Genomic DNA, 19543 nt, shown 5'->3' with positions numbered 1-19543 from the left:
ATGGCCACTGATCAGCGTCGCCGCCGGGCGGATGCGGAACGCAACGCCGAGACCGTCCTCGCCGCGACCCGCGACCTCCTCGCCGCCGGCACCGTGCCGACGATGAGCGAGGTCGCGGCCGCCGCGAGCATCACCCGGATGACGCTGTACGCCCACTTCGCGACCCGCGAGGCGCTGCTGGAAGCCGTCGTACGGCGTGCCGTCGCCGAGACCGACGAAGCGCTGACGGCACTGGGCCTGGACGCGCTCGACGTCGACGAGGCGTTGGACCGCCTCGTCCGTACGTCGTGGCCGAAACTCGACAGCCACCGCAAGGTGCGCCTCGCCGCGCTCGACCACCTCGGCCAGGCCGCTCTCCGGGACCAGCACGACGCGGCGTTCCGTCATGTCGAGCAGCTCATCGCGCGCGGCCAGGAGGACGGCGCGTTTCGTACCGACCTCTCGCGGGACTGGCTGGTCGCCACGTTCTACGCCGTACTGCACGCCGCCGCCGACGAGGTCGACGCCGGCCGCCTCACCTCCGACGCAGCCCCGCAGATACTCGTCGCCACCCTGCGCTCGCTGCTTCACGCCCGCTAGCCCAGGCGCCACATGTCTTCAGGGTTTGAGGGCGCGGGTGGCGTAGTAGCCCGGGAGCCAGCCGGCGGTGGCGTCGGAGTGGTGGGGGGACTCGTCGAAGGCGGTGATGATGAAGCCGGCGGCGAGTTGGCCGCCTAGCTGTTCGGCCATGGTGTGGCTGTACTCCAATGGCGCGTCGGCTCCCCAGAGGCGTTCGCGTTCCTCGGGTGGGACGTGGGTTAGGTCGCTGTAGGGGAGGCGGTGGCGGACGATGAGTTCGCCTCGGGTGTCCATGGCTTCGTTGTCGAAGATGTACACGTCGGGGTTGAGGAAGCCGCACAGGAGCGTGCCGCCCGGGCGGAGGACCCGGAAGCACTCGCGCCATACGGGTGCGAGTTCGGGGACGAACAGGTTCGAGACCGGGTTGAAGACGAGGTCGAAGGAGGAGTCGGCGAACTCGGACAGGTCGCGCATGTCGCCGAGTACCGTGCGCAACTCGAGGCCGTCGCGTTCCGCGACCATTTGATCCTGGGCGAGCTGACGTGGCGAGTTGTCGAAGACCGTGACGCGGGCGCCGGCCGCGGCGAGGATCGGGCCTTGCTGTCCGCCGCCCGAGGCCAGACAGAGGATGTCCACGTCGGAGAGATCGGCGGGGAACCACGTCCGGTCGACCGGCTTGTAGCCGATGAGTACGACGGACCAGTCACCCGCGCGGGCCCGCGCGATCGCCTCGGGAGTGACCGGGCGCGACCACTCGTTGCCGCCCTCGACCTGCAGGTCCCACGCCACGCGGTTGTGCGCTACCGGATCAACGCTCACGGCCATACGGTAACGCCCCGTCCGAGGGCTGCGAGGATGTGGTGATGGGACAGGTGCCGGGGCGGCGGGAAGCGTCGGAGGCGGTTGCGGATTCGGGGTGGAGGGTCTTGCTGGGGAGTTTGCGGGCTTCGGTGGTGGTGGGGTCCTTGGGGCGGGCCGTTGGGTTGGCGGGGGACGCGGTGTCGGTGTGTGGCCCGGATGGGGATGGCCATCTTCGGGTCGATGTTCGGGCTGAGCGGGTTGTTTTCACTCTGCAGTCGGTGGAGGCTGCGGCGGTTACCACCCTGGATGTCGAACTTGCTCGGCGGATTTCTGCCATCATCGAGAGGGCCGGGTTTCGGACTGAGCCTGAGATCGGGACGGGGGCGCCGCGGTCGGTTCAGGTGATCGAGATCGCGATCGACGCGCTCGACATCGCCGGGATCAGGCCGTTCTGGAAGGCCGTGCTCGGGTACGGCGATGAAGCGGGCGCCGACGGACCGGAAGATCCGCTCGTCGATCCGGTGGGCCAGGGACCGGCGGTTTGGTTTCAGCGCATGGATCGGCCGCGGCCGCAGCGGAATCGGATTCATTTCGACGTCTGCGTGCCGCACGACGAGGCTGAGCGTCGGATCGAGTCCTCGTTGGCGGCCGGGGGTCGGCTGGTGTCGGCGGATCGGGCGCCCGCCTTCTGGGTGCTTGCCGATCCGGAGGGCAACGAAGCCTGCGTGACCACCTGGCAGGGCCGGGACAACTGACCCCCGAACCGGGCGCTTGAGGGGCCGATGAGAGGGGTACTGGTACTGCGCCCCTCTCGCTCGGTCTACAGGAGCTCACAACGAGGGAAGTGGTTGGGATGACGAGCCACGCTGAGCATGGTCGGCACGCGGAACACAGGACCAGGGTCACCAGCCCGGTGCAGCTGGTAGCTGTTGTGGCAGGTGTGGTCTTTCTGGCCGTCGGGGTCCTCGGGTTCGTCCCCGGTGTGACCACCGAATTCGACACGATGACGTTTGCCGGGCACGAGTCCGAGGCGATGCTGCTCGGCGTTTTCCAGGTGTCGGTGCTGCACAACGTCGTACACCTCTTGTTCGGCGTCGTCGGCCTGGTGCTTGGTCTGCGGAGTGTGGGCGCGGCGCGCGCGTTCCTGGTCGGCGGCGGGTTCGTCTACCTGGCGCTGTGGCTGTACGGGTTGTTGATCGACCACGACAGTACGGCGAACTTCGTGCCGGTGAACGGCGCCGACCAGTGGCTGCATCTCGGGCTTGCCGTGGGGATGATCGTCCTCGGTGCGCTGCCCGGGACGCGAGCGGCCACGGAGAGCGACGTACAGAGGTGACGAGATGGCTGACCAACCGGTTGGAACGATCGTTCGGCTCGACGACACCGCGCTGACGGTGGCCGATCCGGCCGACGATGTGCGCGGCAAGAAGGTTGTCGACAGCAACGGTGAGGAGGTCGGCAACGTCGAAGGGCTGATGATCGACGAGTCCGAACGGCGGGTCCGATTCCTGGAGGTCGGCTCGGGTGGCTTCCTCGGCCTGGGCGAGAAGAAGCGGCTCGTCCCGGTCGAGGCGATCACCCGGATCGAGGGCGACACGATCCACATCGGCCGCGAGCACACGCACGTCGCGGGCGCCCCGGAGTACGACCCGGACGTGGTGCCCGCCCCGCGGTACTACGAAGACCAGTACGGCTACTGGGACTACCCACCGTTCTGGTTGAGCGGTTACACCTATCCGCCGTGGCGACGTTGAGCGGCACAGCGACATAACCGCGACGAGAGCTGTTGTGGTGAGACCTGACGCGTGACACTCGAACCAGAGTGGCCAGTCGCCTTCCCAGGACCGAGTCCCTTCGCGGCCCTTCGGAGACCCCCTCCCGCGGCTGGTCGCTCCTGGGGTCGTGCAACTTTTCGGGTCCGGCGAGTATCAAGCTAGGCAGGAGAGCGCCGGATCCGGGCAGGGGGACGCCCGGCGGACAGTGGGGAGGGGTCAACGTGCCTGGACGTCTCAAGACCGCGGTGCGACTGGCTACTGCCGGTGTGCTGGTGACGGGAATGCTGGCAGGAGCGCCAACGGACGCGCTGGCGGCTGACGCGACCGCTGACGGGACCGCGACCGCTGCGGGGGCGTGCAAGATCGGAGCCGGGTCGGTGACGGCCGGTGGCGATCACACGCACCGGGTGATCACGGCCGGGTCGCCGCCGACGGTGCAGGAGAAGTCGCGGTACACCGATCTCTTCCCCGAGGGTCTACCGAGGCTGAGCACCCTGTACATCCACGACCCCGTGGTCCCCGGGTACGGCGGTGCGTACGGCGGCCACGTGGTCATCGGCTCCGGGCTGTACAGCAGCTCCTACTTCCTCACCGAAGCCGGCGAGGTGGCGCGCGACCAGTCGCACAACTTCCGGGTCGGCGGCGGCTGGGGCGACGCGACGTTCCTCGAGTCGAGCTACCCGTACGACACGGACCCCTGGGCCCTGGTCAACCACTACGCGCTGCGCTCGAACGGCACGATCACCCGCTGGGACTCCAAGGGCGGGTTCGGCTGGACCAACCCGCAGTCCGCGGGTGGTTTCTCGGCCGTCAAGACGATGGCGCTGATCAGCCAGACCGCGACGTACGACACCTTCCTGGCCACCACCCGTGGCGGCGCCCTCTACACGATCCGGCTCCCGCTCACGTCCCCGATGAAGCCGGTCGTCAAACGCGTCCGCAGCTCCACCTGGCAAGCCTTCGACGCGCTGATCGCCGAGAAGTGCGGCCAGTACGGCACCCTGCTCCTCGGCATCGACAAGGACACCAGGTCCGGTTACCTGTACGCCGTCGGTCACGCGAACGGCACCGCCACGGTCATCAAGGGCCTCGGCAAGGTACCGGCCACGTTCGCGGACCCGGTCCACTTCCGCGACACCGCCGAACCCGGCATCGCTCCGCCGCTGTACGGCGAGTGATCAGCGGCCGAGCAGTTTGCTGAGCCAGGTGCCGCCTTGGCGTTCGGACCTGGGATGCCCAGGGCACCACTGGTCGGCGGGAACCATCGCCTTGACCTGACCGACGTGCTGGCCACATCCGGCCCAGGTTGTCTTGGCGCAGGTCTTACAGGTGACGGGTCGGCACATGATGGATCTCCTTGGAGGGTTCGGGTCAGGCGTCCGGGCCGACGAGGTGGAGGCCGGTCTTCGCCGCGTTCTCGAACGTGTCGTCGACGGCGACGAGCGTGCGGCCGGCGGCGTGCAGGAAGGACGCGGCGATGGAGGCCCGGTAGCCGGCGGCGCAGTGCACCCACACCTCGCCGGACGGCACGTCGGGGACGCGCTGCGGCAGCTCGTGGATCGGGATATTGACCGCGCCTTCGATGCGGGCGGCGCGGTGCTCGTCGGTACGGCGTACGTCGAGCACGACGACGTCGCGGTGATGCCGGACGAGGTCGAGGTCGGCGAACGTCGCGGTCGGGAAGGACACCGGGGCGTGCGGGCTCCAGCGGTCCGGCCCGCCGGTGGCATGCGCCGCAGGGCGGTCGATGCCGATCCGGACGAGTTCGCGCTGGGCCTGCGCGACGTCGGCGGCGGTGTCGCCGAGCAACGTGACCGGCGTGCCCCACGAGATCAGCCAGCCGAGGTAGGTCGCGAAGGAGCCGTCGAGGCCGAAGTTCAGGGTTCCGGGCGCGTGGCCGGCGGCGAAAGCGGTGCGGGTCCGCAGGTCGACGACCCACTCCCCGCCCTCGATCCGGCGGCGCAACTCGACCGCGTCGGCGAGCCGGGGGAGGGAGAGGTCCGGTGCGCCGGGTCCCGCGGCGTTGGCAGGCGCCATCTGCGCGTAGTACGCGGGCCAGACATCCAGGGCGTCGAGAAGGTCGCGGACGTACTCCTCCTCGTCCTGCGTCAGGACGGGGTTCGTGCGCTTCTCCTGCCCGATGGTCGATTCGGTCGCCTCCGACTGGGTCGCCGAGCAGAACGAGCCGAAACCGTGGGTCGGGAAGATCCTGGTCTCGTCGGGCAGCGCCCGGGCGAGCTTGTGCGCCGAGTGGTGCTGGTGGTGGACGAGGGCGTCGGTGTGCTCCGGTCCGAGGAGGTCGGGCCGGCCGGTGGCGCCGTACAGCAGGGAGCCGCCGGTGAACACGGCGACGGGCCGGTCGTCGTCGGTGAGGGCGTAGGACAGATGGGTGTAGGTGTGGCCGGGTGTGTGGATGGCGCGCAGTCGCATCCGCTCGCCGATCCGGATCGTGTCGCCGTCGTGGACGGCGGTGCGCTCGAAGCTGACCTCGTCGTCGGCGTTCACGAGGTACGTCGCTCCGGTGGCGCGGGCGAGCGCGAGGCCGCCGGTCACGTAGTCGTTGTGGATGTGGGTCTCGAAGACGTGGGTGAGTCGCACGGCCTCGGTCCGGAGCAGCGCCAGGACCCGGTCGATGTCGCGTTGCGGGTCGACGACGAACGCCACGTCGCCGTCGTGGACGAGGTAGCTGCGGTCCCCGAGCGACGGCGTCTCGATCGTCCGGATCGCCAGCGATGGGTGAACGGTCATGGTGTCCTCAGTGCCGGTATCCCCCTAGGGGGTTCGAGTCGACCGTAACACATCCCCCCAGGGGGTTGTAGACTCGGTGCCGGCGCCGCCGTCCGGGCGCGCCGTCGAACCCCCGATGGGAAGGCCTCGATGGACTTCGAACCCGACGAGATCAAGCCGATCGTCACCCGGATGAAGCGCGCGCACGGACACCTCGGCAGCGTGATCCGGATGATGGAGGAGGGCGCGGACTGCGAGGCGGTGCTCACCCAGCTCGCCGCGGTGAACAAGGCACTGGCCCGGGCCGGCTACGCGATCGTCAGCACCGGCATGCAACGGTGCCTCACCGACGAGGACAGCGACATCGACGCCGCGAAGATGGAGAAACTCTTCCTCGCCCTGGCCTGAGCCGCGGGTCCGGAGGGTTACTTGCCGAAGAAGACGTTCATGATGTTGATCGCTCCCGGGCCGATGACCACGACGAACAGCGACGGGAACAGGCAGAAGACCAGCGGGAAGAGGATCTTCACCGGGATCTTCTCGGCCTTCTCCTCGGCGCGTTGCCGGCGGCGCAGGCGCATCTCGCGGGCCTGTTCCCGGAGGACGTCGGCGATCGTGATCCCCAGTTCGCCGGCCTGGACCAGCGCCGAGACGAACGACCGCAGCTCGGGCGCCGTCGTCCGGTCGGCCAGCGCCCGCAGCGCGCGGGCGCGGGATGTGCCGATCTGGATCTCCTGCAGCACGCGCGAGAACTCCGCGGCCAGCGGACCGCGCGTGTTCCGGGCGACCTGTGCGAGCGCGGCGTCGAATCCCAGCCCCGCTTCGACGCAGACCGTGAGCATGTCGAGCGCGTCGGGCAAGGCCTGCTGGATCTTGGCCTGCCGCTTGGCGCCGGCGTTGTAGAGCAGGATGTCCGGCACGAAGAAGCCGACGGCCCCAGCGACCGCCGCGCCGACGACGGCCAGGCCGATCGTGCGTACGCCGTACAGCGCGCCGACCCCACCCAGCACGAACAGGCCGAGTCCTTTCGCGGCGAGGATCCGGTCGGGTGTCCAGCCGGACGGGTTGCCCGCGAGGTCGAGCCGGCGCTGCAGCGTCGCGGCCATGCCGCCGGGCGACAGGCGCTCCGCAAGGCGGCGCAACCATCCCGGGAGCGCTGCGAGCGCGTCGCGCTCGGGTGCCTGCTCCACCGGCGCCTGCTGGGCGTAGTGCGTTTCGATCGTGGCCAGTGCCTGGGCGACTCCGGTCCTGGCCGGCCGCGCGGTGACACCGACGACCGCGAGCACGATGGCCAGTCCGAGTGCGGCCAGGCCGCCGACGAGGATCACGGTTGCCGTCATGTCACGCCTCCACCTTGATCAGGACGCGGATCCAGAGCGCGCCCACGACGATGAGTGCCGCGCCGCCCGCGACCAGCAGCCAGCCGATCGGGCTGCTGAACAGCGGCTCCATGTACTGCGGTTTGGAGATCGTCAGCCAGCTGCCGAGCGCGAGCGGCAGCGCGACGATGATGTAGCCGGACAGTCGTCCTTCGGCGCTGACCGCGCGGATGTGCCGGCGGATCTTGGCGCGTTCGCGCATGGTGCCGATCGTGTTCCGCAGGACCTCGGCCAGATTGCCGCCGACCTCGCGCTGGATCCGGGTCGCCATCACGACCCAGCGCAGGTCGTCGCACTCCATCCGGGCCGCGACGCGGTCCAGGCCGTCCTCGAGTTCGACGCCGATCCTGGTCTCCGCGAGGGCCCGGGAGAACTCGTCGGCGGCCGGTTGCGTGCCGTCCCGGACGACGGAGTCGACGGCCTGCGCGAGCGAGAAGCCGGAGCGCAACGACCCGACGATCAGCTGGAGTACGTCGGGCAGTTGTTCGCCGAACGCCACCCGTCGCCGCCCGGCCCGGATGCTCAGGTACACGTGCTGCCCGATCCATCCGGCCACCAGTCCGATCGGCAGGCTGAGCAGCGGATCCAGCCCCGAGAGCACCAGCCCGACCGCGAGGACCGCGGAGGCGGACAGGGTGAGCGCGGCCCACTCGGCGGGGGTGCGCTTCAGGTCCGCGAGGTCGAGCCGCCTGGCGAGTCCCTGGTCGGCGCCGGTGGTTCGCAGTACCTGACCGACGACGCCGAGCGCGGTCTGCGCAGCAGGACCTTCGGCAGCTTCTTCGGGGTGCGGCCCGTAGTACCTCAGCTGTTCCGCGAGCCGCCGCGCGTTGTCCCGACGTACCTCTTGCCGACGCAGCAGAAGCACGACCAGCAGCAGCACAACGAAGACACCGGCGAGGAGACCCACCAGCTGACCGCTCCAGACAGTTCGGTACGCCGGTACGACGCGCTTCGCGGCCGGGATCGCGGCGAACGTCAGGGTGGTGGTCGTGCTCGCCGCGCCGACGCTCACGCGCAGCGTCACGGTACGGCCGGCCAGTGCGTCGGGCACCGAGACGTCGACCTTGGCGCGGGCGGTGAAGCTACGGGCCACGGCGGCAAACGCTGCCGTCAGTTCGCCGGCGTTCTGCGCGGCCAGTACCCGGCCGCCTGCGGCCGCTGCGAGCTGCCGGGCGGCGGAGGCGTCGCTCTTGCCGTACCGGAAGGCGACGACGTCGGCCGGAACGTCCGCGCCCGCGAGCCTGCTGGTCACCGACGCGAGCTTGGCCGTACTGGAGGTGTCGACGCCGTCGGAGAGTACGACGATCCTGCGCTGGGTCGACGGACCGGGTCGAGCGGCGTCGAGCGCCGAGATCGCGGCGTTCACCGCGTCGTACAGCGTCGTGGCGCCGGAGGCCTCGACCCGGGCCAGAGCGTCGCGGACCGAGGTGCGGTTCGTGGTCGGGCTGACGACGAGCCGGGGTTGGTCCGCGAACGTCAGCAGGCCTGCCTCGACGTCGCTCGGCAGGTCGGCCAGGTAGCTCAGCGCGGCCTGTCGCGCCGCCATGATGCCGGATCCGGCCATGGAGCCGCTGGTGTCCAGGACGATCATCACCGCGCGCTGCGGCACCGCGGCTGTGGTCGCGTTGCTGACCGGCGTGACACGGGCGGGAAGAACGGTGCGTCCGGCAACGACCTTGACCGTCTGCGAGTCGAGGCGACCGGAGACGTTGGCGGTACCGAGGATGAAACTCGCGGTGCCCGGAGCGACCTGGACGGAGTCGACCTGCGCCACCGGGTCGCCGCCCGCGCGCGCCGTACCGGGAAGGAAGGCCGAAGCCAGGCCGAGAAGAGCGACTCCCAAGGCTCGGATGATCATCGCGCTGCCTCTTCCAGGCCGAACAGCCGCGGCGGCACCTGGACGCCGCGATCGGCGAGCCGGTCGAGGAAGCCGGGCCGCAGACCGGTGGACCGCAGCGTGCCGCGGAACCAGCCGCGCTCGTCGACGCCCGCGTGGAAGTCGAACAGGAACAAGTCCTGCAGCGTGATGATGTCGCCCTCCATGCCGGTGACCTCGGTGATGTGAGTGATCCGGCGGGTCCCGTCCTTCAGCCGCGACTGGTGCACGACCAGGTCGATCGCGGCCGCCATCTGCTCGCGGATCGCGCGTTGCGGCAACTCGACGCCGGCCATCAGCACCATCGTCTCCAGCCGGGACAGCGAGTCGCGCGGCGCGTTCGAGTGCACGGTCGTGATCGAGCCGTCGTGGCCGGTGTTCATCGCCTGCAGCATGTCCAGGGCGGCGCCGTCGCGGACCTCGCCGATGATGATCCGGTCGGGCCGCATCCGCAGGGCGTTGCGGACCAGGTCGCGGATCGCGATCTCGCCGCGCTGCTCCACGTTCGCGGGCCGGGCCTCGAGCCGCAGCACGTGCTCCTGCCGCAGCTGCAGCTCGGCCGCGTCCTCGATGGTGACGATCCGCTCGTCGTCGGGCAGGTACGACGACAGCACGTTCAGCGTCGTCGTCTTGCCGGAGCCGGTGCCGCCGCCGATCAGGATGTTGAGCCGGCCGCGGACACACGCCCGCAGCAGGTCGGCGACCGGGCCGGTGAGCGTCCCGAACGAGATCAGGTCCTCGGTGGTCAACGGGTCCGCGGCGAACTTCCGGATCGTCAGCAGCGACCCGTCGAGCGCGATCGGCGGGACGACGGCGTTCACGCGGCTGCCGTCCGGGAGCCGCGCGTCCACCATCGGGCTCGCGTCGTCGACCCGGCGGCCGACGCGGGAGACGATCTTGTCGATGGTGCGCCGCAGGTGGCTCTCGTCCGTGAAGGCCGCGTCGACCGCGCGCAGCCGGCCGTCCCGCTCGACGTAGACCTGGTCGTGGCCGTTGACCATGATCTCGGAGACCCCCGGGTCGCGCAGGTAGGGCTCGAGCGGACCGTGGCCGAGGATCTCGTCGGCGACCTCCTGGGCGACCCGCGACCGGTCGGACACGGTCATCGGGGTGTCGTCGCGCTGCAGCACTGCCTGCAGGGTCTGCGTGACCCGCTGCTCCAGTTCGCGCTGGTCGAGATGAGCGTCGTACAGCTTGGGTCCGAGGCTCTCCAACAGGCCTTGGTGCACGCTGCGCTTGACTCCGGCGAACGGGTCCGCGTTGCGCGCGGCACGCCGCGGTACGTCGGGCGCGCCGCGGGCCGCCGACGGGTCCGCGGGCAGCTCGCCGTGCGGGTGTCGCTGGGCAAGCCGTTCGGTGAGGTTCATCATCGCCGCCCTTCGGCCCGCCGGGCGAAGGCCTTGGCCCGGGTGGGGATCGGCTGGTTCAGCAGCCGCTCGCGCGCGAACCGGATGATCGCCTGGCTGACCGGATGGGTCGGCGTCGCGAACACGATCGGCGTACCGCGGTTGATCGAGACGGGGACGTTGCGGCTGGACGGCACCTGCGCGCTGATCGCGCTGTGCACCACGTGCTCGACGTCGGCGGGGGACAGGCCGACCTTCGAGTCCGATCGGTTGACCAGCACCGACCGGATGTCGCGCGAGTAGGAGAGCAGATCCAGCATGTCCAGCGCGATCCGCAGGTTCTTCAGCGCCGGGGTGTCAGGCGTGGTCAGCAGCACGTGGTGGTCGGACGCGTCCATGGCGGTGAGCACGTGCTCGCTGAACTGCGCCGGCGTGTCGATCACGACGAAGTCGTACATGGTGCGCAGCAGGCCGAGCAGTTCGCCCACGAGCGCGGCCGGGATCCGCTCCGCGTCGCCGGGAGTGACGGGTGCCAGCAGGATGTCGAGACCCGGCCGGTACGGCGTCAGCAGCGACGCCGCGCCGGTCGTGTCGAGGTGGCCGGCCATCGGCAGTGCGTCGCTGATCGTGCGCACCGGCTCCACCTGGACGCTGATCGCCACGTCGCCGAAGGAGAGATCGAGGTCGACGAGGCAGATCCGGTGCGTCCCGCCGGCGGCCAGCGCCGCGGCCAGGTTGATCGCGAGGGTGGTCTTGCCACAGCCGCCTTTGGCGGCGAACACGGTGACGACCTTGCCGTGATGCTCCTCGGGGCGCTCCTCGCCGACCCGCAGTTCGGCCCGCACCCGGCCGGACACCGACCGCGAGCGCTCGCAGGCCTCGACCAGGGCGGCCGGGTCGTCCGCGGTGACGACCTCGCGGACGCCGGCCCGCAAGGCGTCGGTCAGGAGCGCGACGTCGACCTGGTCCCGGACCAGGATCACGCCGACGGCGGGCCGCTCCAGGCGTAGCCGCGCGGTGAACCGCAAGGCGGCGGCCAGGTCCGCGACGCTGCCGACGACGACGAGATCCTCGGACGTGTCTTCGCCCAGGACTCGCCACGCGGCGTCGAGGTCGTCCACCGAGCGGACGTTCCCGCCGAGGCTCGCGATCAAGTCTCCCGGCGCGCCGGCCGGCTGGCAGTAGATGGTCATGGCTGTCGTCCTTACTTCTTCGGCGCCGGCGGGAACTGGGGGACGAGGTGGTCGTCCGGCTTGATCTGCGCGGACGGGCCGTGCAGCGCCAGGTACGGCAAGCCGGTCTGGGTGAGCAGGATCAGCCGCTCGGCGTCGTCCTGGTTGACGGCGAACGTGACCAGGATCGGATCGTTCTTGGCGGACGTGTTCTGCTGCCCGATGCCGGTCGTTTCGGCCTCGGCGTCGGCGCGGGCGGCCGGCCCGATGGACAGCACCCGCACCTTGGGGATGACGACCCTGGTGTTGCCGATGCCCTTGCCGACCTGCAGCTTGTGCTGGCCGGAGCAGTTCGGCTGTGCCGACGCATCGTTGCTGCCGACAACCAGCGTGCCGAACACCGCGACATCCGAACCGACCCGGATGTTCCCGGCCACGGCCTCCGGCGTGCACAACGTGATCGTGACCGCGACCTTCCCGTCCGGGATCGCCAGTCCGCCCGTCGCCTGCGCCGCGGTCACCAGGACCGAGTTCCGCAGCAGCTGGCCGGGGCTGAGGTCGCTGGAGGTGACGAGCGCCTCCTGGGCGGGGGAGATCTCGGCGACGGCGTCCGACGGCACCGAGGACGCGGGCAGCGTTTCCTTGCGCAGCGCGGCTTTCGCGTCGCGGGCCGTCGTACCGGACGGGATCGCCTTGCCGGCCACGAGAACGGTGACGGCTTGCTGTCCGGCCACGGCGCGAGCGTCCGCGCGGTTGACGTAGACCAGTACGGCACCCGTCCCGAGCGCCGCCAGCACCACCGCCAGGACGATGGTCGCAACTCGACGTTTCATGAGTCTCTCTCCTCTGCCGGCGGTACTAGCCGGCGAGCTTGATGGCCGTGGCGCCGAAGTTCGGGCCGCCGCCGATGGTGGTCGAAACGGGGACGAGGGCCTGGGTGAAGTGGCCGTAGATGCAGGACGGCGTGGTCGCGCCGTTCGGGCAGGAGGAACGGGTGAAGGGCGCCGGGATCGCGTCCTTGAGCGGGTTCATGTTCGCGTAGCCGGTGAGCACGAACGCGGCCAGTCCGAGCAGGTGGTAGGTGGCGCCGCTGCCGGTGCCGGTGGTCGTGTCGAAGATCGGGATGAAGATCGGCGTCTTGTTGGCGACGTACGACACCAGCAGGTCCTGGCAGGCCTGGCTCAGGTTCTTGCCGGGGTCGCTGCCGGCGACGTACCCGCTCTGGGTGAGGTCGACCGACGCGGCGCAGTCGCCGTCGGAGGCCAGCCAGCCGAAGGCGCCGGGTTCGCTCATGCCGCCACAGGTCGGCGCGTTGGGTGCGTCACGGACGAAGATCCGTACGTCGGTCCCGAACGTCGGCGGCGTACCGCCGGTCGCCTGGGTCCAGGCGCACAACGACAGCGTCATCGCGAGCGACTTCGAGCTCTGCACCGCCGGACCCCACTGTGCGCGGGCGCAGGCGTGCACGGTGGTTCCTTCGTACCCGCCGTTGCCGGGCAGCGCCTGGGCGAAGACCGGCGGCAGCAGCGAGGACCCGTCGGCAGTCCGGGTTGCGGTGTGCACGTCGACGTACGTCTCGCTGCCGGTCGGCAACGGCGGACATTCGCCGCTGTTTCCCGCGGGCTGCGGGCAGTTCGGCAGGACGTTCTCAGCGTCGCGGCCGCAGACCAGCGCGACCGTCGAGGCGCTGTCCGTCGCGTTGGAATCGGCGTACCAGGCGGCGGTGCCGGGCTTGCAGCCGTCGTCGCCCGCACAGGTCTTCGCCACGGCGAGCGAGCCGGCGTCGGCGCCGTTCTGCAGCTCGGCGCGCTCGACGTACAAGCGGCCGGCGTCGATCGTCAGCGCGGCCATGCCGAGCAGCACACCGGCGGCGAACAGGACGCCGACCAGCACTCCGACGGCGCCCCGGTCGTCGGCGCCGACCATCCGCAGCATCGGCCGGACGTAAGCCGGCACGAGATTTGGCACTAGGTTTCGCACGGCATGACCCCCTGCGCGGACAGCGTGATCGGGCCGCCGAGACCGGTACCACCGAAGAGGCCGGCCACGGAACCGAATCCGGGCGTGAACTGGAACGTGTGCGTGGTCCGGACGGCGCCGCTGCTCGTCGGCCCGGCGCCGGTCGGGCACGAGGACGTGACGGACACGCCGACCGGGCTCAGGGTCCCGGCGGCGGCCTGGGTGCGGCTCGTCACGTCCGGCTGTCCGAGAGCGACGAGCCGGGCGCCTTCCCGGGCCGCCTGGGTGAGGCTCTGCTGCGCGTTGAGCATCCGGCCGAAGTCGATGATGCCCAGCACGAGCAGCAGCAGGAGGGGAAGCAGGAGCGCGAACTCGACGACGGTGGCGCCGCGGTCCGCGCTGCTGCTCCCATGTACCGACGAGGGAAGCATGCGGCGTACTCGTGCCGCAGTCCGGATGAAAGTGGCCCGGCCGTGGTGAGTTTCCCCGCCGCGGCGCCCTCGTCCCTGATACATGAGTTCTCCCCACTCGCTGCCGTCGGATCGTCCGGATCAGGGCAGGGCGGCGACGACGGCCTGGTACATGGCGGCGATCCGCGGGCCGAGGACCAGCAGGACCGGGATCGCGAGCACCGAGACCAGGCCGAGGAGCAGGCCGTACTCGATCATGGTCGCGCCGCGGTCGTCGCGCCGCGTCTCGGCGACGGCGTTCTGCACATGGGTGAGCAGTTGGTGAGACATCTGGAACTCCTTCGTCTGTGGCGGGTCGCGGGACCCGCCGGTCCACCGGCCGGCGAGCTGCCGAGCGGTACCGAGAACGATGCGCGCCCGGAGCTCCCGTCCGGCATCGGTCATCCGGCCGGAACGCACCGCCCGATCGCCCGACGGGCGCGGAGATCGGCCGACACGACCGGCCGATCGGGTGACACCGCCCGACAGGCGTGTCGGCCGATCGGACGACAGGATCGGCCGAACGGCCCGTCCTCGGTCTCCGGTCGGTCAGTTCGCCGCGCGCGCGGTTCCGGCGCCGCGCGGGCCGCCGTACGTTGACCGGCATGGACATCACCTGGTCAGTTGCCGGAGGCACCATTGGAGTCGCGGCCGGCTTGTTGCTGCGCGCCACGGTGTTCCGGCTGTCGGTCGCGCCTGGTTCCCCTGACCGCTCGGCGTGCGCGAAGTGTGCTGCGCCGGTCTGGGGACGGTTCGCGGTGCGGTGTGCGCACTGCCACGGCTGGTACGGCGTTCCGCTCGTGCTTGAGGCCCTGACGGCGGCCGTGTTCGTCGTGCTGATCTGGCGGTTCGGTGGGCTGCTCGACGTCGCCCCGTACGCCTTCGTCGGTGCGCTCGGCGTCGCGCTGGCCGTGGTCGACATCGACGTACAACGGCTGCCCAACGCGCTGACCCTGCCGCTGTACCCGGGGCTGGTTGCTCTCTTCGGAGTGGTCGCGGTCGTCGAGGGCCGCCCAGGGGACCTGGTGCGGGCGGTGCTCGGCGGGCTGGTCCTGGGCGGGTGCTACCTCGCGCTGGCTGTCGCCAGCGGCGGGCGCCTCGGTGGCGGCGACGTCAAGCTCGCCGGTGGTCTGGGGATCGCACTCGGCTGGCTGGGCTGGCCGGCGCTGTTCGCCGGAACTCTTCTCGGGTTCCTGAGCATGGGCCTGGTCGGGGCGGGCCTGGTCGTCGCCCGCCGGGTCACCCTCCAGCAGACGGTCAGCTTCGGCCCGTTCATGCTCGGCGGCGCGTTGCTCGCCGTGCTCGGCTCCGGCCCGGGAACTTGGTGACCAAGCTCTCAACTATCTGGTCGGAAAGCACCTGCGCGAATTCCGTAACACACCGTAGGACTGGGCCGATCATCGTTACAGAAGGTGACTCCACGAGCTTCTGAGGCTGAGTCACGGGGGACAGCAGGGAGCACGTCATGGACAACTCGATCACCGTGGTCGTCGTCGACGGACACACACTGACCCGGTACGGACTGGCGCGACTGGTGGGCGCCGGGGCGGGCATCACCCTCGTCGGCGAATGCGGCCTCGCGGCCGACGCGCCCGCGCTGATCGCGTCGACGGCTCCGGACGTGGTCGTCCTGGACGTCGCACTGCCCGACGCCGACGGACTCCGGCTGGCGCGGGACCTCCGCGACCGGTACGACGACCTGGGCATCGTGGTGCTCACGGCGCAGTCCGGCGACGACGTCCTGTTCCGTGCCCTGGAGACCGGCGTGTCGGCCTTCGTCGCCAAGACCGCCCCGAACACCGAAGTCCTCGGGGCGATCCGGCACGCCGCGGTGGCGGCCGCCTCGTTCACCGCCACCGGCCTCGGCCCCGCCCTGGCGCGCCGCGGCACCCCGCCCGTGACCGTGGCGTCCGAGCCGGGTGTCGCGTTGAGCCCGCGGGAGCTCGAGATCCTGTCGCTGCTGGCGACCGGGGTGTCGGTCCCGGCCATGGCCGCGACGCTGTTCGTCAGCCTGTCGACCGCGAAGACCTACGTCTCCCGCGTCTACGAGAAGCTCGGCGCGACGAACCGCGCGAACGCGATCATGACCGCGATGCGCCTCGGCCTCCTCAAGCCGGAACTCGACATCCCGGCCTGAGGACGAGGTCAGCGGGCCTTCAGGAGACGACCCGCTGGAGGAAGCCGCGGATCAGCGCGGCGATCTCGTCGCCATGGGTTTCGAGAGCGAAGTGACCGGCCTCCAGGAGATGGATCTCGGCGTCCGGCAGGTCGCGGGCGTAGGCGGTAGCGCCGTCCGCGCCGAAGATCTCGTCGTACTTGCCCCAGGCAACCAGTGTCGGCGGGCGGTGGGTGCGGAAGTACTCCTGGAACGCCGGGTAGCCGTCGAGGTTGTACTGGTAGTCGTGGAACAACTCCAGCTGGATCTCCTGGTTGCCCGGGCGGTCGAGGTACGCCTGGTCGAGCGTCCAGGTGTCGGGGCTGATCCGGTCCAGGAACTCGGCCGGCACGCCGTGGGTGTACTGCCACCGCGTCGCCTCGGCCGTCAGCAGTTTGCGGACGTCGGGTTCGTAGGTGATCCGGTCCTTGGCGTGGTTGAACAGCGGCTCCCAGAACGGCGTGAACCCGTCCAGGTAGGCGTTGCCGCTCTGGCTGATCAGGGCCGTGACGCGCTCCGGGTGGCGGCTGGCGATGCGCAGCCCGATCGGTGCTCCGTAGTCCTGGATGTAGAGCGCGAACCGCCGTACGTCGAGCTTGTCCAGCAGCCCGAGGGTGAGGTCGGTGAGGGCGTCGAAGGAGTAGTCGAACTCGTCCACCGTCGGCATCCCGGACTGCCCGAAGCCGAGGTGGTCGGGCGCGATGAGGTGGTACGAATCCGCCAGCGCAGGCAGCAGGTTGCGGAACATGGCGGAGCTGGTGGGGAAGCCGTGCAGCAGCAAGAGCGTCGGGTTGGCCGGGTCACCCGCCTCCCGGTAGAAGATCGACTGCCCGTCGATGTCAACGGTTGCGTAGCGCACTTGGTTCATTGCTGTTCTCCTGATTCTCGAGAGGTACTGCGTTGCCGGTAGGGAGCAAGGCGACGGAGGCCGCGGCGAGGCCGAGGCCGAGTGCGAAGAAGGCGCGGTAGCTGCCGGTCGAGCTGTCGATGAGCGCGGCCACGGCGAGTCCACTCGCGGCCGAGAGTTGGTGCGTCACCCAGACGGGGGCCAGGGTGCGGCCCAGCCGGTTCGGATCGAGGCCGCGCGACAGCACGGCCATGGTGAGCGGGATGATCGGGAACGACGACACTCCGAAGACGACCGACGCGACGACGAGTCCGACCGAACCTTCGGCCGCGACGAGCAGGCCGAGTGATGCCGCGCGCAGCAGGTGGAGGAGCCGCAGCAGGTCCTCCGGACGTCGGCCTCGGTGCAGCAGGTTCCCGGCGACGGCGGAGGTGATTCCGGCAGCCAGCGCGGCGACCGCGACCAGGCGGCCTGCGTCGACGACCGACCAACCGAGGCTGCTGGCGTGCTTGGGCAGCATGAGTACGACGACGTACATCGTCGCCGCGTGGAACGCGAAGGACACCAGCAAGCGGCGGCGGCCGCGCAGGCTCTCCCGAGACGTGTCGGTGGACGACCTGCTCACCGTGTCGGCCGGCAGGGCGTATGCGAGGACGAGTGTGACCGCGACAGCGACGCCACCGAGCACTGCATAGGTTCCGCGGACGCCGAGGGGCTCGAAGAGCGTCGTCGCGGCCCACGGCATGAGGAGTTGCCCGAGGTTGATTCCGACCGCGGCCCGCGCCAGCGCCGGCCCGGCCTGGGCGCCGTATGCCCGACCGAGCAGGGTGCTGATGGTGAGAGTGGACGAGCTCGCGAAGCCGAGGCCGCCGAGGATCGTGTAGGCGGCAACGAACTGCCAGGTCTGGGTGACCAGGGAGAGCACCAGGTAGCTGCTCGAGCTGAACAGCAGCCCGAGCAGCAGGACCCGTTTGGCGCCGCTGCGATCCAGCAGCCGACCGATCGAGGGCTGGGCGGCGCCGGTGAGCAACGTGCTCAGCGCGGCGGCGATCGCCAGCGCCGAGACGTCGAGTCCGTAGTCCGAGGCGGCGGGGGCGAAGAACACGCCGGCGGAGAAGTTCAGTCCGAAGGAGACGGTCATGGCCGCCAGTGCGGCGAACGCTGTGCGCAAGGTCTTTCACACTTTCAGGGCACGGGTCGACCGGCGGAGGGCATGCCGGATCGCTGCCGCGACGTACGACGTCGTCGGCCGAGGACGGAAGTTCGAGGGGCTAGCGGTTCAGCGGTGCCGGGCGTAGTGCCGGGCGGCGCGGGCGCGGTTGCCGCAGGCTGCCGAGCACCACCTTCGCTGCGGGCGATCCTGCAGGTAGAACAGCACGCAGCCCGGTCCCTGGCAGGCACGCAGGTCCGCGCGCTGACGGACGAACAGCTCGATCGCCGCCTGGGCGATGTAGGAGAAGGTCGCGGTGACCGGCGGCGCCGCGCTGCGAACCCGCGCGGCCGGCTCGGCCTCCCACTGCAGCTCCTGCCACTGCGGGGCCCAGCGGGCGTGATGGTTGATGGTCTCGATCGCGCCGCCCGACGGAGCCGCGCCGTCGGTGTCGTCGTCGGTGATCGCGCTCGCCACCGTACGGATGGCGTCCCGCAGTTCACGGGCCGCCGTCAGTTCGAAGTCGCCCAAGGCGGCCAGGTCCTGGGGGGACAGCTTCCACGGGAGCCGGTCGTTGTTGGCTTCGAGCCAGTCGGCGAGCGCCTCGACGGTGTCCAGGCCCTCCCGCGGTTCACCCCGTACGGCGTACGCGGTGTTCGCGAGCTCGATCGGCAAGGGCTCCCCGAGCAGCGGTGCGGACACGGCGCTCATCGGTTCCCGCCAGGCACCAGGCCGGCGCGCAGCCGCGCGTTCTCCTGCTCGAGTACGGCGATCCGGTCGCGCAGCGAGCCGATCGCCTGCTCGACCACCTCACGGCCGAACAGCTGCGGAATGTGCTGCCGGCAGTTCCAGTCCCATCCCTCGATCTCGATGAGGACGGCCCCTTCCACCTTGCCCGGGTAGTCCGGGACGACCACCTGCCGCAGGATATCCGGGTCCTCGCTCACCCGGGCGTGACCGAGGAGCTTGAGGCGCGCCTGTAAGGCGTAGTCCATCAGGAACAGCGCGACCCGGTCGGAGTTCTGCAGGTTCCCGCGGGTGATGTACTGACGGTTTCCCCGCAGGTCCGCGAAGCCGAGCGTGCGCTCGTCGAGAACCCGCAGGAAGCCCCGCGGGCCGCCGCGATGCTGGATGTACGGCCAGCCGGTCTCGCTCACGCTCGCGATGTAGAAGCTCTCGCGGTCCGCGATGAAGTCCGCCTCGCCCGGCCCCAGGAGATCACCGCTAGCCGTCTCCACCGCCGTTCCGCGGTACGCCCGATCGCTGCCGTGCAGCCGCTGTTGCGCCCGCACCGCCTCGGTGAACGCCAACTGCGCGAACCTGGCTCCCATCGCAGCCCTCCCTGACAG

At 70.4% G+C, this 19543-nt stretch carries 22 protein-coding genes; 8 read left to right on the top strand and 14 right to left on the bottom strand.

Translation table 11 applies throughout. The annotated features are described in order from the left end of the window. A complete protein-coding gene (locus ABN611_RS34145) occupies positions 1-579 on the top strand; it encodes a TetR/AcrR family transcriptional regulator (protein ID WP_350276417.1) in 579 nt (192 codons plus the stop codon). An 18-nt stretch (positions 580-597) separates the two neighbouring features. On the opposite strand, the gene ABN611_RS34140 is transcribed toward ABN611_RS34145, so the two are convergent. Beyond that, positions 598-1377: a methyltransferase domain-containing protein gene (locus ABN611_RS34140; RefSeq protein WP_350276416.1), complete on the bottom strand. Its 780-nt coding sequence runs from the start codon at positions 1375-1377 to the stop codon at positions 598-600. Positions 1378-1637: 260 nt separating this feature from the next. On the opposite strand from ABN611_RS34140, the gene ABN611_RS34135 reads away from it, so the two are divergent. From ABN611_RS34135 to ABN611_RS34120, 4 genes are all read left to right on the top strand, one after another. After that, entirely contained in the window at positions 1638-2114 is a 477-nt protein-coding gene (locus ABN611_RS34135; RefSeq protein ID WP_350276415.1) for a VOC family protein, read from the top strand. A gap of 98 nt (positions 2115-2212) precedes the next feature. Beyond that, entirely contained in the window at positions 2213-2695 is a 483-nt protein-coding gene (locus ABN611_RS34130; RefSeq protein WP_350276414.1) for a DUF4383 domain-containing protein, read from the top strand. 4 nt (positions 2696-2699) lie between these two features. Beyond that, on the top strand, positions 2700-3113 hold the full coding sequence (locus ABN611_RS34125; protein WP_350276413.1) for a PRC-barrel domain-containing protein: 414 nt from the start codon (positions 2700-2702) through the stop codon (positions 3111-3113). 242 nt (positions 3114-3355) lie between these two features. Continuing rightward, positions 3356-4312 carry a hypothetical protein gene (locus ABN611_RS34120; RefSeq protein WP_350276412.1) on the top strand — a complete coding sequence of 319 codons (957 nt, stop codon included), beginning with the start codon at positions 3356-3358 and terminating at the stop codon, positions 4310-4312. A gap of 193 nt (positions 4313-4505) precedes the next feature. Here ABN611_RS34120 and ABN611_RS34115 read toward each other — a convergent pair whose 3' ends face one another. Further along, on the bottom strand, positions 4506-5882 hold the full coding sequence (locus ABN611_RS34115; RefSeq protein ID WP_350276411.1) for an MBL fold metallo-hydrolase: 1377 nt from the start codon (positions 5880-5882) through the stop codon (positions 4506-4508). Positions 5883-6011: 129 nt separating this feature from the next. Here ABN611_RS34115 and ABN611_RS34110 point away from each other — a divergent pair, with 129 nt between their 5' ends. Further along, positions 6012-6269 (top strand): metal-sensitive transcriptional regulator, encoded by a 258-nt coding sequence (locus tag ABN611_RS34110; RefSeq protein ID WP_350276410.1) that lies wholly within the window; start codon positions 6012-6014, stop codon positions 6267-6269. A gap of 17 nt (positions 6270-6286) precedes the next feature. Here ABN611_RS34110 and ABN611_RS34105 read toward each other — a convergent pair whose 3' ends face one another. The 8 genes from ABN611_RS34105 to ABN611_RS34070 all read right to left on the bottom strand — a co-directional run bounded on the left by ABN611_RS34105 (position 6287) and on the right by ABN611_RS34070 (position 14333). Next, entirely contained in the window at positions 6287-7201 is a 915-nt protein-coding gene (locus ABN611_RS34105) for a type II secretion system F family protein (protein WP_350276409.1), read from the bottom strand. Position 7202: 1 nt separating this feature from the next. Further along, entirely contained in the window at positions 7203-9083 is a 1881-nt protein-coding gene (locus ABN611_RS34100) for a VWA domain-containing protein (protein WP_350276408.1), read from the bottom strand. A gap of 11 nt (positions 9084-9094) precedes the next feature. Beyond that, the gene (locus tag ABN611_RS34095; protein WP_350276407.1) at positions 9095-10483 is read right to left on the bottom strand and encodes a CpaF family protein; all 1389 of its coding nucleotides are present in this window, start codon (positions 10481-10483) and stop codon (positions 9095-9097) included. Next, positions 10483-11655, bottom strand: a complete 1173-nt coding sequence (locus ABN611_RS34090; protein ID WP_350276406.1) for an AAA family ATPase — start codon at positions 11653-11655, stop codon at positions 10483-10485. Before ABN611_RS34090 ends, ABN611_RS34095 begins: the two co-directional genes overlap by 1 nt. An 11-nt stretch (positions 11656-11666) precedes the next feature. After that, complete coding sequence (cpaB, locus tag ABN611_RS34085) at positions 11667-12467, bottom strand: Flp pilus assembly protein CpaB (RefSeq protein WP_350276405.1); 801 nt, start codon at positions 12465-12467, stop codon at positions 11667-11669. Positions 12468-12492: 25 nt separating this feature from the next. Beyond that, positions 12493-13590: a Tad domain-containing protein gene (locus ABN611_RS34080; protein WP_350276404.1), complete on the bottom strand. Its 1098-nt coding sequence runs from the start codon at positions 13588-13590 to the stop codon at positions 12493-12495. Between the two features lie 11 nt (positions 13591-13601). Then, complete coding sequence (locus tag ABN611_RS34075) at positions 13602-14024, bottom strand: TadE family protein (protein WP_350276403.1); 423 nt, start codon at positions 14022-14024, stop codon at positions 13602-13604. A 120-nt stretch (positions 14025-14144) separates the two neighbouring features. Continuing rightward, positions 14145-14333, bottom strand: a complete 189-nt coding sequence (locus tag ABN611_RS34070; protein WP_350276402.1) for a Flp family type IVb pilin — start codon at positions 14331-14333, stop codon at positions 14145-14147. Between the two features lie 314 nt (positions 14334-14647). Between ABN611_RS34070 and ABN611_RS34065 the strand changes: the two genes are divergently transcribed. Together ABN611_RS34065 and ABN611_RS34060 are read left to right on the top strand one after the other, a co-directional pair. Continuing rightward, on the top strand, positions 14648-15370 hold the full coding sequence (locus tag ABN611_RS34065; RefSeq protein WP_350276401.1) for an A24 family peptidase: 723 nt from the start codon (positions 14648-14650) through the stop codon (positions 15368-15370). Positions 15371-15507: 137 nt separating this feature from the next. Further along, a complete protein-coding gene (locus tag ABN611_RS34060; RefSeq protein WP_350276400.1) occupies positions 15508-16179 on the top strand; it encodes a response regulator transcription factor in 672 nt (223 codons plus the stop codon). A 19-nt stretch (positions 16180-16198) separates the two neighbouring features. Here the strand turns inward: ABN611_RS34060 and ABN611_RS34055 are convergent, their stop codons facing one another. The 4 genes from ABN611_RS34055 to ABN611_RS34040 all read right to left on the bottom strand — a co-directional run bounded on the left by ABN611_RS34055 (position 16199) and on the right by ABN611_RS34040 (position 19525). Continuing rightward, positions 16199-17065 carry an alpha/beta hydrolase gene (locus ABN611_RS34055; RefSeq protein WP_350276399.1) on the bottom strand — a complete coding sequence of 289 codons (867 nt, stop codon included), beginning with the start codon at positions 17063-17065 and terminating at the stop codon, positions 16199-16201. Then, positions 17037-18185: an MFS transporter gene (locus tag ABN611_RS34050; protein WP_350276398.1), complete on the bottom strand. Its 1149-nt coding sequence runs from the start codon at positions 18183-18185 to the stop codon at positions 17037-17039. The genes ABN611_RS34055 and ABN611_RS34050 overlap by 29 nt, the downstream gene beginning before the upstream one ends. A 138-nt stretch (positions 18186-18323) precedes the next feature. Then, the gene (locus ABN611_RS34045; RefSeq protein WP_350276397.1) at positions 18324-18905 is read right to left on the bottom strand and encodes a CGNR zinc finger domain-containing protein; all 582 of its coding nucleotides are present in this window, start codon (positions 18903-18905) and stop codon (positions 18324-18326) included. Then, positions 18902-19525 (bottom strand): pyridoxamine 5'-phosphate oxidase family protein, encoded by a 624-nt coding sequence (locus ABN611_RS34040; RefSeq protein WP_350276396.1) that lies wholly within the window; start codon positions 19523-19525, stop codon positions 18902-18904. Before ABN611_RS34040 ends, ABN611_RS34045 begins: the two co-directional genes overlap by 4 nt. Positions 19526-19543: the final 18 nt, after the last annotated feature.

This window comes from Kribbella sp. HUAS MG21 (assembly GCF_040254265.1).
GTDB lineage: Bacteria > Actinomycetota > Actinomycetes > Propionibacteriales > Kribbellaceae > Kribbella.
This window is presented reverse-complemented; position numbering and strand designations above follow the sequence as displayed.